14 protein-coding genes are annotated in these 14,984 nt (G+C 57.6%); 8 read left to right on the top strand and 6 right to left on the bottom strand.

What is annotated here, in order from left to right:
• Positions 1-107: 107 nt before the first annotated feature.
• Together AC2FF7_RS18310 and AC2FF7_RS18305 are read left to right on the top strand one after the other, a co-directional pair.
• Positions 108-872, top strand: coding sequence for an HAD-IIB family hydrolase (locus AC2FF7_RS18310; RefSeq protein WP_480868244.1), 765 nt, complete (start codon positions 108-110; stop codon positions 870-872).
• Positions 873-888: 16 nt separating this feature from the next.
• Entirely contained in the window at positions 889-2,118 is a 1,230-nt protein-coding gene (locus tag AC2FF7_RS18305) for a glycosyltransferase family protein (RefSeq protein ID WP_496906105.1), read from the top strand.
• Here the strand turns inward: AC2FF7_RS18305 and AC2FF7_RS18300 are convergent.
• Positions 2,102-3,847, bottom strand: a complete 1,746-nt coding sequence (locus AC2FF7_RS18300; RefSeq protein WP_496906104.1) for a sugar phosphorylase — start codon at positions 3,845-3,847, stop codon at positions 2,102-2,104. The genes AC2FF7_RS18305 and AC2FF7_RS18300 overlap by 17 nt on opposite strands.
• Before the next feature lie 114 nt (positions 3,848-3,961).
• Positions 3,962-4,597, bottom strand: coding sequence for a TetR/AcrR family transcriptional regulator (locus AC2FF7_RS18295; RefSeq protein ID WP_480868239.1), 636 nt, complete (start codon positions 4,595-4,597; stop codon positions 3,962-3,964).
• A gap of 177 nt (positions 4,598-4,774) precedes the next feature.
• Here AC2FF7_RS18295 and AC2FF7_RS18290 point away from each other — a divergent pair, with 177 nt between their 5' ends.
• From AC2FF7_RS18290 to AC2FF7_RS18270, 5 genes are all read left to right on the top strand, one after another.
• Complete coding sequence (locus AC2FF7_RS18290; protein ID WP_170755761.1) at positions 4,775-5,704, top strand: AEC family transporter; 930 nt, start codon at positions 4,775-4,777, stop codon at positions 5,702-5,704.
• Positions 5,705-5,808: 104 nt separating this feature from the next.
• Positions 5,809-6,642 carry an S-formylglutathione hydrolase gene (fghA, locus tag AC2FF7_RS18285; RefSeq protein WP_480868237.1) on the top strand — a complete coding sequence of 278 codons (834 nt, stop codon included), beginning with the start codon at positions 5,809-5,811 and terminating at the stop codon, positions 6,640-6,642.
• Between the two features lie 3 nt (positions 6,643-6,645).
• Entirely contained in the window at positions 6,646-8,094 is a 1,449-nt protein-coding gene (gene sthA, locus AC2FF7_RS18280) for a Si-specific NAD(P)(+) transhydrogenase (protein ID WP_480868235.1), read from the top strand.
• Positions 8,091-8,546: a YaiI/YqxD family protein gene (locus AC2FF7_RS18275; RefSeq protein WP_480868233.1), complete on the top strand. Its 456-nt coding sequence runs from the start codon at positions 8,091-8,093 to the stop codon at positions 8,544-8,546. The genes sthA and AC2FF7_RS18275 overlap by 4 nt, the downstream gene beginning before the upstream one ends.
• A 146-nt stretch (positions 8,547-8,692) precedes the next feature.
• A complete protein-coding gene (locus tag AC2FF7_RS18270; protein ID WP_170755757.1) occupies positions 8,693-9,313 on the top strand; it encodes an HAD family hydrolase in 621 nt (206 codons plus the stop codon).
• Position 9,314: 1 nt separating this feature from the next.
• Here the strand turns inward: AC2FF7_RS18270 and AC2FF7_RS18265 are convergent, their stop codons facing one another.
• Entirely contained in the window at positions 9,315-10,550 is a 1,236-nt protein-coding gene (locus tag AC2FF7_RS18265) for an MFS transporter (protein WP_480868231.1), read from the bottom strand.
• 148 nt (positions 10,551-10,698) lie between these two features.
• Here AC2FF7_RS18265 and zapE point away from each other — a divergent pair, with 148 nt between their 5' ends.
• The gene (gene zapE, locus AC2FF7_RS18260) at positions 10,699-11,757 is read left to right on the top strand and encodes a cell division protein ZapE (RefSeq protein ID WP_496906103.1); all 1,059 of its coding nucleotides are present in this window, start codon (positions 10,699-10,701) and stop codon (positions 11,755-11,757) included.
• 74 nt (positions 11,758-11,831) lie between these two features.
• On the opposite strand, the gene AC2FF7_RS18255 is transcribed toward zapE, so the two are convergent.
• The 3 genes from AC2FF7_RS18255 to AC2FF7_RS18245 are packed head-to-tail and all read right to left on the bottom strand — an operon-like array spanning position 11,832 to position 14,982.
• Positions 11,832-13,106 (bottom strand): bifunctional folylpolyglutamate synthase/dihydrofolate synthase, encoded by a 1,275-nt coding sequence (locus AC2FF7_RS18255; RefSeq protein ID WP_496906102.1) that lies wholly within the window; start codon positions 13,104-13,106, stop codon positions 11,832-11,834.
• The gene (accD, locus tag AC2FF7_RS18250; RefSeq protein ID WP_480868227.1) at positions 13,103-14,026 is read right to left on the bottom strand and encodes an acetyl-CoA carboxylase, carboxyltransferase subunit beta; all 924 of its coding nucleotides are present in this window, start codon (positions 14,024-14,026) and stop codon (positions 13,103-13,105) included. The genes AC2FF7_RS18255 and accD overlap by 4 nt, the downstream gene beginning before the upstream one ends.
• Positions 14,027-14,085: 59 nt before the next feature.
• Positions 14,086-14,982 (bottom strand): CPBP family intramembrane glutamic endopeptidase, encoded by an 897-nt coding sequence (locus tag AC2FF7_RS18245; protein WP_480868225.1) that lies wholly within the window; start codon positions 14,980-14,982, stop codon positions 14,086-14,088.
• Positions 14,983-14,984 lie beyond the last annotated feature (2 nt).

Below are 14,984 nucleotides of genomic sequence, written 5' to 3'. Positions count from 1 at the left end.
GCGCGGGCAACTCAATTGACCGGAATTTCGACAGAATGGATTTACATCCCACAAAGCGGGATTTTACCGTTTCAGCGGATGATACAACGAATTGACTTAAGCCCGAGATGAAACGCCCGCTGCCTATACTGGTGTTTTCTGATTTGGATGGCACGTTACTGGACCACAACAACTATAGTTGGTCTGCCGCCAAGCCGGGATTGAAACGCCTTGCTGAGATAGGCACCGGTGTGGTTCTTGCCAGCAGTAAAACAGCGCAGGAAATCATCCCCCTACGGGACGCTATGGGACAGGCAGATATGCCTGCGATTGTGGAAAACGGCGCTGGAATACTTTGGCCGGGCGATGCCGATGAGGGTGAAGATGACTATCCACGCTTGCGCGCCTTGCTGAAAAAGCTGCCTCAGGGATTTGTCGGCTTCGGCGACATGACGATCGATGAGGTTGCGCAGAAAACTGGGTTGAGCTCCCAGCAAGCAAACTTGGCGCGTCAACGAAAGTTTAGCGAGCCCGGAGTTTGGACCGGTTCCGATGTAGACCTCGCAGAATTTCTGGAGGCGGCTCGCGCTCATGGGCTTTACGCACGAAAAGGCGGGCGGTTTCTGACTATTTCCTTTGGTCAGACCAAAGCGGATGCGATGCGTGAAGTCGTGAGGCATATGCGTCCTGTCCGCACGATTGCGCTGGGTGATGCGCCCAATGATATCGAGATGATACAGGCCGCAGATCAGGGCGTCGTGGTCGCCAATCCGCACGGCCCCAACATACCACCTTTCCCTGCGCCGGTAGAAGCGCGGGTTCTCAGAACACAACAGAGTGGACCGCAAGGGTGGTCGGATGCGATCCTGACCCTGACGGCGGACCTTCGATAAGAACGGGGCATTTCATATGGCAGATTTCCATCAGAACGGAAACATCACGACGCTGCATAATTTGCGCAGCCGACCGGCCGGGCATCTGACGCATGAGATCTCGGTTTTTGCCGAGACCCGAAAAATCACTCTCATTCTGCCTTGCCTTTATTCCGAACTGGAAGGCCCTGCGCTGACCGGAATTCTAAATGAGCTAGCACAGGTGCCTTACCTCCACCGGATCATCATTGGACTGGATCAGGCGGATGAGGATCAATACCGCCGTGCCCGAACCTTCTTTGCCGATCTGCCGCAAAACCATGCGGTCATCTGGAATGACAGCCCCCGCCTGACCGCGCTGGAATCCCAACTGCGTGAGATGGGTCTGGCCCCGCAAGAGCCGGGCAAAGGCAAAAACGTTTGGTCCTGCATCGGCTATCTTCTGGCCTGCGCCGACAGTTCGGTGATGGCGATCCATGATTGTGATATCGTCACCTATAACCGCGAGATGTTGGACCGGCTGGTCTATCCGGTGGTCAACCCGACTTTTCCCTTTCAGATGGCCAAGGGGTTCTACCCCCGCGTCGGCAACGGCAAGCTGAACGGCCGCGTCACGCGCCTGTTGGTAAGTCCGCTGCTGATCGCGCTGAAAAAGGTCATTGGCGACCGGGATTACCTCGATTACCTGCGCAGTTTCCGTTATCCGCTGTCGGGCGAATTCGCCATCCGCACCCCTACGCTGCCCGACTTGCGTATCCCCTCGGATTGGGGGCTTGAGATCGGCGTGTTGTCCGAGGCGTGGCGTAATCTGGCTCCGAAATCCGTCTGCCAAGTCGAAATTGCCGATAACTATGACCACAAGCATCAGGACTTATCACCCGAGGACGCAAATCGGGGGTTGTCGCGTATGTCCACGGATATCTGCAAGGCGATCTTCCGCAAATTGGCCGCTGACGGCACGGTGTTCACGCCTAACACCTTCCGCACACTCAAGGCGACCTATTACCGTTCGGCGCTGGATCTGCTCGAGGGTTACTATACTGACGCCAAGATGAACGGGCTGGAACTGGATCGTCACAAGGAAGAGAAATCCATCGAGCTGTTCGCCGAGAACATCATCCGTGCCGGGCAAATATTTCTAGACAACCCGCATGAGACACCGTTCATCCCCACGTGGAACCGCGTGCATTCGGCCGACCCCGAGTTTCTGCTTCGTCTGAAAGCCGCCGTTTCCGACGATCTGGACGAATTCAGCCCGCGTTCGTGATCCAGCGGCACTGATATGGCGCCAGAACAATATCCGGGCCGTTGGTGGCAAGGATTTCGCCCGTCAATGCGTCAGTCCAGATCTCTTCGGCGATCATGTTGATCTCGGCGGGGCTGACATGGACCTGCTCGGTCGAGACATTGTGCAGCGCAAAGATCGACTGGCTGCGATCCAGACTCTGCCGCCAGATGCCAAAGACGCGATCATCCAGCCGCAGAGTAAACTGCGTGGCGTTAGGGTGAAACGCCGGTTGCTGCGACCGCAGGCGCAGACGTTTGGACAGCTCCGACAACACCAGCGCCTGATTTGACCCCGGATCAGCCAGACGTGCCAACAAATCGGGATAGTGCCAGCGATGCCTGTTGATCGCCCGGTTCATGCCGCGCCGTTCGACAGCCTCGTGATCATTCGGTGTGGCCAACAGGGAATGGATGTAGAACGCCGGTATCCCCTCAAGTGACATTACGATGGTCTGCGAGCAGATGAAACGCGCCAGATGGTATTGATCGGGGCCGTGAAATGTTTCGGTCATGGCTTCAAAATAACCGCAGTTCAGCTCGTAGGGTTCTTCCCGCCCGTCCGGCAGTGCGCGCATCGAGACCAGACCTCCGATCCTACGGACCGTGTCGATCATGCGGTCTTTTTCGTCCGGCGGCAGCAATCCCTCAGCAGGGCGCATCCCGATACCGTCATGAGATGCGGTGAAGTTCAGATATGCGCAACCTAATTGCGCCGGGGGCATGGCGGCCTGCCATTCGCGTAGAAATTGCGCTGTGCCTGATTGCAGCGCGTGCAGGATCAACGGTGGCAGAGGGAAGTTGTAAACCGCGTGCGCCTCGTTCCGGTTGCCAAAATAACTAAGGTTCTCGGTCCGGGGTACATTGGTTTCCGTCAACAGAACCAGCGTTTCGGTCGCATAGTCGCACAGCAGCCGCAGCAGCTGTACGATGGCATGGGTTTGCGGCAGGTGAATACAGTTTGTTCCAATTTCCTTCCAAACAAAAGCAACTGCATCAAGGCGCAGAATACGAACGCCTTTGTCGATGTGCAGTCGTATGATCCGCAGCATTTCGATCAGAACTGCGGGATTTGAGAAATCCAGGTCAACCTGATCGTGGGAAAATGTGCACCAGACGTATTTCTCACCTGCGCTGGTCTCGACTTGCCGCAGCAAGGGCGTGGTGCGCGGCCTGACAACTTGCGACAGGTCGTCTTCGGGAGAGGCTTCAAAGAAAAACCGATCGTGTGGCGCTTTGCCCTGCAAGTAGTTTGTGAACCAGCTGCCCTGACTGGACACATGGTTCAGGACCAGATCGGACATCAGATGAAAATCAGTAGCGATCCGGGTGATATCAGGCCAATCCCCAAGCTGAGTGCTGACGCTGTAGTAGTCTGAGACTGCAAAACCGTCATCGGAGGTGAATGGAAAAAACGGCAGGATATGCACACCGTTGACTACCCCACTTAGGTGTCGCACCAAAAAGTCGTGCAGCAGGTCAAGGGGCTTGTGGACCTGATCTTCGATCGAGTTGCCATAAGTTATCAAGACGCTGTCTTTTTCCGACCACAACTTGTTTCCTGGCTTGCGACCTTGTCTGCGTCTGTGCGTTTGCGGCGGCCAAAATGCGTGTGTGATCTGCTCGGCGAGTGCGACCTGATCGTGATCCGGATAAATCCGGTCGAGCAACTCGCCCAACCGGCGCGAAAAACTGTTGGAGTCACTGGTCAATGGTCGAATACCCTTAGCTTGCTGTGATCAAGGGTTCTTCAGAACGCGCAACCTGTCAAATCTAAGGACGGCGCTGTGCAGGATGTTGAAACAAGTGCTTAAATTTTGGTCAGTTCAGGTTGTGCCCGGTCGTAATGCACCGTACCGCGCCATGAACATGTCGACTGCTTGCGAAGCTATTTCATCAATTTCGTTTTGTGAGAAGCTTGTCTGAATACCAAAGGCCGACAATGTCCAAATCCGCACCTTGCACAATTCCGAGAATTGTTCAGCAGCAAGTTGAACATCGTCAATAAGCAGTTCCCCTTTGTTTACCGCTTTTTGCAGATACTCGGCGATGTGGCCGGTGCCGTGTTTTGGTCCGGCCTCGTAGAATGCTTCGCCCAGTTCTGGGAACCTGTCGCGTTCGGCCACGCAAATGCGAAAAACCTGCTGCGCAAAATCTGAGACCAAGAAGGCCGTCAGTTGTTTGGCCGTGATCATCATGACTTCGCGTGCCGGAAGTGAGTCATCGACCAGGGACACCACATGCTCGGCCATACGTGTGCATTCGGTTTGGGCAACTTCCATGAACAAAAGGCGTTTGTCGGGGAAGTAACTATAAAGTGTTGCCTTCGAGACGCCGGCAACGCGGGCGATGTCATCAACGCTTGCACCTTCGAAACCATCGGCCATGAAGACTTCTCGCGCGCCTTTCAGAACCTGATCGAATTTGCGACCTGTGCGCAGAATGGCTGCGGTTTCAGACATGCTCTCTCCCAACAGTATATGTAGGAGTTTATAAACCGGTCAGTTCAGATACAACGATTCGCACCAAAGCAATTCTGAACGCGCAATCAAATATTGTAATTTCGCAAGTCAGGCTGTCGAATATCGGACCTTGCGATGGAGCTTGCCGCGCGATCAATCTGTGCTAACACTTCCGGCATGGTCGATATCTTTCTGCGCACGCTTCCTTTCTTTGCGATCATCGGCCTTGGATATTGGGCGGGTCGTACCCGGTTCTTCACCGAGGAAGCGACGGCTTATCTGACCAAATTCGTGTTCTATTTTGCCTTGTCGGCCATGTTGTTCCGCTTTGCCGCGACCCTGCCCTTTGCCGAGATCTTCAACCCCAGGCTTGTTATCGGGTATCTAGCGGGAACAGTAGTGGTTTATCTGCTGGCAACGCTTGTCGCCTGGTTCCGAGGGCTGGACGTGCCGACCGCAGCGGTAGAAGCACAGTGCGCAGCCATCGGCAATGTCGGCTTCCTCGGTTTGCCTATGCTGGCCCTTCTTTTCACAGAAGCTGCAATTGGCCCCGTGATGCTGGTTCTGACGGTTGATCTGGTGGTGTTTTCGTCATTGATCGTGATCCTGATCAACGGGGGCAGAGACGGACGGCTCACCCCAGCCACTTTCAAACTGATTGGGTTGGGTCTGGTAAAAAACCCGATGATCGTCTCGATTTCGGCGGGGATGCTTTGGTCCGCGTTTCAGATGCCTGTTCCCGCGCCGCTTAATGATTTTCTCACGATCCTTGGGGGGGCTGCTACGCCCGGCGCTCTGTTCGCTATCGGAGCCTCGCTGGCCAGCAAGTCGGCTGAGCGCGTGCATGTGGCCGGTTGGCTGAGTTTCTGCAAACTTGTCATCCATCCGGCATGTGTGGCCATTGCGTTGCTTTGGATCTTTCCCATCGCGCCCTTCCCCGCTGCTGTCGCGATTGCGGCGGCCGCGCTGCCGGTCGCTGGGAACGTCTATATGCTTGCGGCGCATTACAACGTTGCGCCACATCGGGCGTCGGCCGCGATCTTGCTGTCAACTGCAGCCAGCATCTTGACTGTGCCATTGGTGATCGCTTGGGTCGGAACGCCCTGATCTTCACCTTTTTTAAAAATGCCAGCAGTATTGACCACCGCACTTTACGAGCCGTGTTGGGAACGTTAGCCATGGCGCAACCCTAACGTAAGGACAAAAGTCAGATGGAAACCGTTTCGGAAAACACCTGCTTCGGAGGCGTTCAGGGCGTCTACCGCCATGCCTCGACTGCCTGCCAATGTGACATGACCTTTGGCCTGTTTCTGCCGGCCGAGGCCAAGGACGGCCCCGTCCCGGTCCTCTGGTATCTTTCGGGCCTGACCTGCACCCATGAAAACGCCATGACCAAAGCGGGCGCGCAAGCCTGGGCGGCGGAACAAGGCATCGCGGTGGTGTTCCCTGATACCTCGCCCCGTGGTGCAGGCGTGGCTGATCACGACGACTACGATCTGGGTCAAGGTGCGGGCTTTTACGTGAACGCGATCCAGACCCCCTGGGCACCACATTTCAACATGTGGGATTACGTGGCCGAGGAGTTACCTGCCCTGCTGGCCGAAAACTTTGCCATCGACATGGACCGTCAGGCCATCACCGGCCATTCGATGGGCGGCCACGGTGCGCTGACGCTGGCAATGAACCTGCCGGGGCGCTATCGCTCGGTCTCGGCCTTTGCGCCGATCTCGAACCCAACGGGGGCCGATTGGGGCCGTAAGCAGCTGAGCGCCTATCTGGGTGAGGATGAGGCCGCATGGGCCAAACATGACGCCTCGCTTATGATGAAGGAAAAGGGCTTTGACGGTCCCGTCCTGATTGACACCGGCGCTAGCGATCAGTTCATCGACCTGTTGCGCCCCGAGGCGCTGGCGCAGGCGATTGCAGAGCGTCGCCAACAGGCAACCTATCGCCTACAGCCGGGCTATGACCATTCGTATTTCTTTGTGTCGACCTTCATGGAAGACCACATCACCTTCCACGCCGAGGCGCTGTACGGGGACTAACGCATGAGCGATTACGATTACGACCTGATCATCATCGGGTCTGGCCCCTCGGGGCGGGCGGCCGCGATTCAGGCAGGCAAACTGCAAAGACGCGTCTTGGTGATCGACCGCAAGGATAGGCTGGGCGGAGTATCGGTACATACTGGCACCATCCCGTCAAAGACCCTGCGGGAAACAGTTCTGAACCTGTCAGGCTGGCGCGAGCGCAGCTTTTACGGCCGTTCCTACAGGGTAAAAGATCAGATCCGGGCCGAAGACCTCAAGGCGCGTCTGCATATGACGCTGGATCATGAGGTGGACGTGCTGGAACATCAGTTCAACCGCAACCACGTGGAAACGCTGAACGGTCTGGCCAAATTCATCGGCCCGCATGAAGTTGAAGTTGCGACGGACGCGGGCGAGACTACCCGCCTGACCGCCGCGAAATTCCTGATTGCCACCGGAACCAAGACCTATCGGCCCGATTACGTGCCCTTCAATGGCAAGACCGTGGTCGATGGCGACGATTTCCTTGAGATGGCCGAAATTCCCCGCTCGCTGGTTGTGATCGGGGCCGGGGTGATTGGTGTGGAATACGCCACCATGTTCTCGGCGCTGGACGTGCGGGTCACGCTGATCGAACCGCGCGAGACTTTTCTGGACTTTATCGACAGCCGGTTGATCCATGATTTCACCCATCAAATCCGCGAAAACGGTGTGGATTTACGTCTGGGCTCGGCCGTCGAAAAGATTGAGGATGCCGGAGGTCATGTGGAAGTCACGCTGGACAACGGACGCCACGTGCGGGCAGAGATGCTGTTGTTCGCCGCCGGTCGCATGGGCGCGACCTCGGCCCTGAACCTGTCGGCTGTGGGGCTGGAGACCGACCACCGCAACCGGATCAACGTAGATCGCAAGACCTATCAAACCGCCGTGCCGCATATCTATGCCACAGGAGATGTGATTGGGCACCCCTCGCTGGCGTCAACGTCTTTGCAACAAGGTCGCGTCGCCGCGTGCCACGCGTTGGAGACCCCGACCCTGCCGGAAAGCCCGTGGTATCCTTATGGTATCTATTCGGTGCCCGAGATTTCCACTTGCGGCATGTCCGAGGAAGAATTGCAGGAACGCGGCATCCCATATGAGGTCGGCGTGGCGCGGTTCCGCGAAACCTCGCGCGGGCATATCATGGGGCTGGAACACGGGATGCTAAAGATGCTGTTCTCGCTGAAAACCCGCCGTGTTCTTGGGGTGCAGATCGTTGGCGAAGGCGCGACCGAGTTGATCCACATTGCGCAGGCCGTGCTGAACCTGAAGGGCACCGTGGACTATTTCGTGCAGAACACGTTCAACTATCCGACGCTGGCCGAAGCCTACAAGATCGCCGGATTGGATGCATTCAACCGGATGCCGATCCCCGAGGAGTTCAAGGTTAAGAAAAAGCCCGCTGAGAAACAGGCTAAGAAGTCGTGACGACGCTCTATATCGACGGCGACGCCTGCCCGGTGAAAACAGAGGCAGAGCGGGTCGCCACCCGCCACAAAGTACCTATGGCGCTGGTTTCCAATGGCGGGCTGCGGCCGTCAGCCAACCCGTTGGTGCAGGTCGTGATCGTCTCTGAGGGCGCGGATGAGGCGGATAAATGGATCGCCGAACGCTGTGGGGTTGGGGATGTGGTGGTGACGTCCGACATCCCCTTGGCCGCGAAATGCGTCGAGGCAGGCGCGCGGGTGCTACGCCCAAATGGCGAGGCATTCACGGCGGCCAATATAGGGCAGCAACTGGCGATGCGCGATCTGATGGCTGATCTGCGCGCAGCCAACCCCTTGGGTGCGGGCGGCGGCGGTAAACCCTTTGGCAAGGCTGACCGGTCGCGGTTTCTGGATGCGCTGGAGCGGGAACTGAGGGCGGCGCTGCGGGCGTAACCCTCCCGCCGGTTGTCTGCGCTTCAAAGATGCGCGTCCTCCCGTTGGGCCAGGCAGCGCGTTCCGCGCTGCGGTTTCGCCTTGTAAATTGCGTTGGGGATTGGTTCAGTTGGCGCAATCACAGATTGATTTGACAGGGGCGCAGCATGCCGATTGAAGCGGTGATTTTTGACATCGGGAATGTGCTGATCGAATGGCAACCCGAGCGATATTACGACAAGACCATCGGCGAGGATCGCCGTCGCGCCATGTTTGCCGAAGTGGACCTGCACGGCATGAACGATCTGGTCGATCAGGGGCATCATTTTACCGACACCATCTATGACTGGGCCGAGAAATACCCGGAATGGCGCGATGAGATCCGTATGTGGCATGACAAATGGATCGAACTGGCGGCCCCTGAAATTCCGCACTCGGTCCGGCTGCAGCGGGCGTTGCGGACCAAAGGTGTTCCGGTCTTTGCGCTGACCAATTTTGGGGTGCAGAATTTTGACTATGCCACCACGGTTTATCCGTTTCTGAATGAATTTGACCGGCAGTATGTCTCAGGGCGGATGAAGGCGGTCAAACCTCATGCGCCGATCTATGAAATGGTCGAGGATGATTGCGGGTTATCGCCTGCATCGCTGCTGTTCGCTGATGACCGGCTGGAAAATCTCGAAACAGCACGCGCGCGCGGCTGGCAGACGCATCATTTCGATGGTCCGCAGGGTTGGGCCGACCGGCTGGTGGCTGAAGGATTACTTGACTCGGAAGAGGCGCTCTAGCTCAGGCGGCGACTGCACTGCGGTTTTCGCGGATCGGTAGGTGGACGATGGCGCTGAACGCGCCGATGGCGACGCCGATCCACCACACCATCGTGTAATCTCCGTAAACGTCGTACATGCGCCCGCCCAGCCAGACACCCAGAAAGCTACCAAGCTGATGGCTGAAGAAGATGATGCCATAAAGCGTGCCCATGTAACGCAGCCCATAAAGATGCGCGACCAACCCCGAGGTCAGGGGCACCGTTGCCAGCCACAGCGATCCCATCACCAGCGAAAAGACGATGACCGAGATTGGCGTGATCGGAAAGACGATAAACGCTGCCGCCGCAAGTGTGCGCGCGGTGTAGACCCCTGCCAGCAGGTATTTCTTGGGAAAGTGGTTGCCCGCCCAACCGGCCAGCAAGGTGCCGCCGATATTGGCCAGACCGATCAATGAGATCGAGATGGCCCCCAGTGCGGATGTCGAGGTGATGCCGACCGAATGGAGGACGCCGCCAGGCTGAATGGGGCCACACATCTCGGTCACAAAGGCGGGGAAATGGGCAGTGACAAAGCCCAATTGATAACCGCAGCTGAAAAAACCCAGAAATATCAGCGCATAAGACGGATCACGGAAGGCGCGACCGACGATCTGGCCCATGCTCTCTTCCAGCTGCGCGCGTGTGGCGGGATGCGGCGCACGCATGAAAGGCAGGGTCAGCACAAGCGCCAGAATCGCCACGGCAAAAACGATGAATACCTGTTGCCAGGGCAGAAAGCTCAGCATCCACTCGGCAGCGGGCGCGCCCAGTACCTGTCCGAAACTGCCCGCTGCCGTGACGATGGCCAGCGACATCGAACGGTTTTCGTCTGACGAGGCCCTGCCTACGACGGCCAGAACCACGCCAAATCCGGTGCCTGCGATGCCAAACCCCACCAGCCACGCATAGGTCTGATGTTCAAACGGGGTCACGGACCAGGCAGACAAGACCATCCCAGCCGCATAAGTCAGCGCACCCAGTATGATCGCGCGTCTGTCACCCACTTTTTCGGCAATCGCACCAAAAATCGGTTGGCCGATACCCCAGGCCAGGTTCTGGATGGCAATGGCCATCGAGAAATCGGTACGTAACCAGCCGAACTCCTCGGCAATGGGGATCTGAAACACGCCGAAAGAGGCGCGCACGGCAAAGCTGACTGTGATGATGATGCAGCCCACGATCAGGATCGGATTAAAAAGACGCGCAGAGTGGGGCATTCAGACCTCGAATTTCCATTTGCCAGAACGCTAGAGGTTTTTGGCTATTGGTCAAATCAGCAGATTTGCCGCTTCAGTTAAGGAAATTTGATGCGTCAGGAAAATGCCCGCTTTTCAAGCGGCAACCCGGCGGGTAAGGCTCGGGCCTATGACGGATTTGATTTCGCTGTACGAGGCCCGCGTCGCCGATGGCACTTTGACGCGAGATGACGCGCAAGAGGCTGTGCTGCCCCATTTCGAACGCATCCGCGCGGCCCTGTCCGTGCCGGTCAAGCGGGGGTTTTTCCGCAAGGCCCCGCCCGCGCCGCAGGGGCTTTATCTGTGGGGTGGTGTCGGGCGCGGTAAGTCGATGCTGATGGATATGTTCGTGGACGCGCTGGACGATATCCCGGCGCGGCGGGTGCATTTTCACGCCTTCATGCAGGAAATCCACGCCGGGATGCATAGGGCGCGGCAGGAGGGCGTCGAGGATGCGCTGGCTCCGGTCGCGCAGGAGGTGATCAAATCGGTGCGCCTGCTGGCTTTTGATGAGATGCAGATCACCGATATCACCGATGCGATGATCGTGGGGCGGTTGTTCGACCTGCTGCATGCTGGAGGCGTTGTGGTCGTCACCACGTCGAACCGGCACCCGGATGAACTATATAAGAACGGCTTGAACCGGCAGCTGTTTCTGCCCTTCATCGCGCATATCAAAGAGCAGTTGCAGGTGTGGGAGCTGGTCTCGCCCACCGATTATCGCCAGAACCGGCTGGAGGGCGTTCCGGTCTATTTCACACCGATTGGCCCCGAGGCGCGGCAGAGCGTGCGCAGCGTGTGGAATGACCTGTCGGGTGGGACGGCAGAACCGCTTGTGCTGCAGGTCAAAGGGCGTGCGGTTGAGTTACCGGCCTTCCGCAACGGCGTGGCGCGGGCTTCGTTTTATGATCTGTGCGGGCGGATGCTGGGTCCAGCGGATTATCTGGCCATTGCCGAAGAGTTGAAGGTGTTGGTGCTGGAGGATATCCCCCGCCTGTCGCGCAACAATTTCAACGAGGCCAAGCGGTTTGTGACGTTGATCGACGCGCTGTACGAGGCAAAGGTCCGGTTGATTTGCTCGGCTGCCGCAGAGCCCGAGATGCTGTATGTCGAAGGCGAAGGGACGTTTGAATTTGAACGCACCGCGTCACGCCTGCGGGAGATGCAAGATCGGGACTGGGGGAAATAAGGGGGCTCTGCCCCCGTCGCGTTGCGCGCCTCCCCCGAGGTATTTTTAGCCAGATGAAGCTACGCGGATTTGTTTCATCCGTTTTCGCGCAGGATGTGACCGGCCAGATAGAGTGAGCCACAGATCAGGACGCGGGCCTGCGGGTCTTTGGTGGTGATGGCGTTGAGGGCGTCAGCGACGCTGTGTGCCGTGCTGGCCGGCAGGTTGACTTTGGCGGCCGCGGCTGCGGTGTCTTCGGCGCTGAGCGTTGCGGCCTCGCCGGGAATAGACACGGCGGTTAGGCTTTGGGCCTGTTTCGCCAGCGGGGCCAGATAGCCGGTGACGTCTTTGGTGTTGAGCATCCCGCAGATCATATGCGTGGGGCGTTGCGGCAGTTTCGCCAGCACATCGGCCAGAGCAATCCCGGCGGCGGCGTTGTGCCCTCCGTCCAACCACAGTTCGGCCTGGGCGGCGGCCTCGACCAGCGGACCTGTTTTCAGGCGCTGCATTCGTGCGGGCCATTCGGCACGGGTCACGGCAGCCTCATAGGCGTCATCGCCCATATTCAGGTGGCGCAGAACTGCGACTGCAGCGCCTGCATTCTGAATCTGGTGTGCGCCCAACAGGTTCGGCAGCGGCAAGTCGCGCAACCCGGTTTCGTCCTGATAGATCAGGCGTCCGTTTTCCTCATGGACATGCCAGTGTTGGCCGTGGATCAACAGCGGAGCGCCCAGACGAGCGGCGGTGTATTCGATAACCTCGAGCGCCTCATCCTGCTGCGGCCCGACGATACAGGGCACGCCGGGTTTGATGATGCCTGCCTTTTCTGCGGCAATCTTGCCAAGCGTGTTGCCAAGGAACTGTTCGTGGTCAATGGACACGGGCGTGATCACCGTCACAGCGGGCTCATGTATCACGTTGGTGGCGTCCAGACGGCCACCCAAGCCCACCTCGAGCAATGTGTAGTCCGCTTGCGTTCTGGCAAAAGCCAGCAGGGCAGCGCAGGTCGTGATTTCGAAATAGGTGATGTTTTCGCCATTATTTGAGGCGTAGCATTCGTCCAGTACCTCGGTCAGAGCGGGTTCCGAAATCAACTGTCCGGCAAGACGGATGCGTTCATGAAAACGAGCCAAATGCGGTGAGGTATAGGCATGAGCCGATAGCCCTGCCCCTTCAAGACCGGCTCGGATCATGGCCTGTGTCGAGCCCTTGCCATTGGTGCCCGCGACATGGATCACCGGTGGCAGTTTGGTCTGCGGATTGTCCAGTGCGGCCAGCAAACGCCAGACGCGGTCCAAGGTCAGGTCTATGATCTTGGGGTGCAGCGCCATCATCCGGTCAAGGATGACGTCAGAAGAGGAGGATATCATTTTTCAGCCGAGGGTGCGGCCGCTTCGGCCTCTTGGGGTGTGGGTGCAGGCAGATCGCCTTTGACCGCGGGCGGCTGGTTCATCAGCATACGGGTGATGGTGATCAGTTCGTCGCGCATTTCGGTCCGTTTGGTCACACGGTCCAGCATTCCGTGATCCAGAAGGTATTCGGCCCGCTGGAACCCTTCGGGCAGTTTTTCACGAATAGTCTGCTCGATCACGCGGGGGCCGGCGAAACAGATCAGTGCGTTGGGCTCGGAAATATGCACGTCGCCCAGCATCGCATAAGACGCGGTCACACCCCCGGTAGTCGGGTGGGTAAGGACGACGATATAAGGCAGGTTCGCTTCTTTTAGCATCTCAACCGCGACCGTGGTGCGGGGCATCTGCATCAGGCTCAGGATGCCTTCCTGCATCCGCGCTCCACCGGCAGCAGAAAACAGGATTAGCGGGCGTTTCAGCTTTACCGCCTCTTGCGCGGCAGCGATGATGGCATTGCCTACGTACATGCCCATGGAACCGCCCATGAACGAGAAGTCCTGAGCAGCGGCAATGATCGGGGTGCGGCCAATTTCGCCAGCGGCGACCAGCATCGCCTCTTTTTCGCCGGTCTTTTTCTGCGCCGCCTTCATGCGGTCGGGGTATTTTTTCTGATCGCGGAACTGCAGCGGATCATCCTGGGGGGCGGGTACGTCGACTTCGGTGAAAATGCCGCCATCAAAGAGATGCGCAAAGCGGTCGCGCGGGGTGATTGCCATGTGATGGTCGCACTGGGTGCAGACATTCTGGTTTTCTGCCAATTCGCGGTGAAACAACATGGTTCCGCATTCGTCGCACTTGTGCCAGAGATTTTCTGGCACTTCCCGGCGAGAGAAAATCGAGTTGATCCGGGGGCGGACGTAGTTTGTGATCCAGTTCATATCGGAACCTTGCTGATGCGGCTTTGACGTCAAATAAGACGCTACGGAAAGAAATGCAATCAACGCCTGAGTGCAAGTCGTGCAGCGAGCCATCCGACAATCATCACAGCGAAATCGACAAGTAGCCACTGCCGCAGAACATCGGTATCCGACATGTCGTATGGTAGCACGTAAAGCGCAAGGCTGCTGAGGCTATCAGGCAGCGAGATAAACAATAACGCAATGATGTTATTAAAGAAGTGTAGCGCGATTGCGGGTCCCAATGTGCCTGCTCGGGCCGTTAGGTCCGCAGCCAAAACGCCAAACATGCAGGACCACAGCGCAATAAGACCAGCATTGGAACCGGCGGTTCCGGGTGCGTAGTGACCAGCTGCAAATAAAATGGACGGCACACCGATCCAAATAAATGGCGACCGGAATCGCGCCGCCAAAGACTGTTGTATATAGCCGCGGAACAGGATCTCTTCGGCGCTTGTTTGAATCAGGACAGCTGCAAGCGACAAAGGTAAAAACATCAGCCATGTCGCAAGTGGTGTATTGGAGATCAACTCGGTGCCCATGTCGTAAGGTGGCAAAACGGCAACGACCGCTCCAAGCAAGAGCAATGTTCTGAAAACGCGCCAGAATTGGACAAGGGTTTCCGGAAACGGGCCCAAGACCGATCGCAAGTTTCTGTGGTGTACTTGCCGTACGGCCAATCTTACTCCGACAGTCACGAATGCAAAGCTGGCCAGCAACACAAGCAGCGCGAATGGTGTCGATCCGGTCAAAAGCCCAGCGGCCCAAGCGGAGGATCCCACCCAAGCCGCGAAAGCGAAAATCGCAAGGTTCAATGCGATAACGACCGCGACGATCAATCCTAGACCCGCAAAAAGCCTCCACAATTCAGGGTTTGATCTGGCCTGTGCCACCAGCACTTCATGGGCCGCATAAGTCGGACGTGTTCGCTTGCCCATGT

Source organism: Ruegeria sp. YTSC325, from assembly GCF_059609525.1.
Note: the sequence above shows the minus strand (reverse complement) of the source record. Positions and strands in the feature narration are given on the sequence as shown.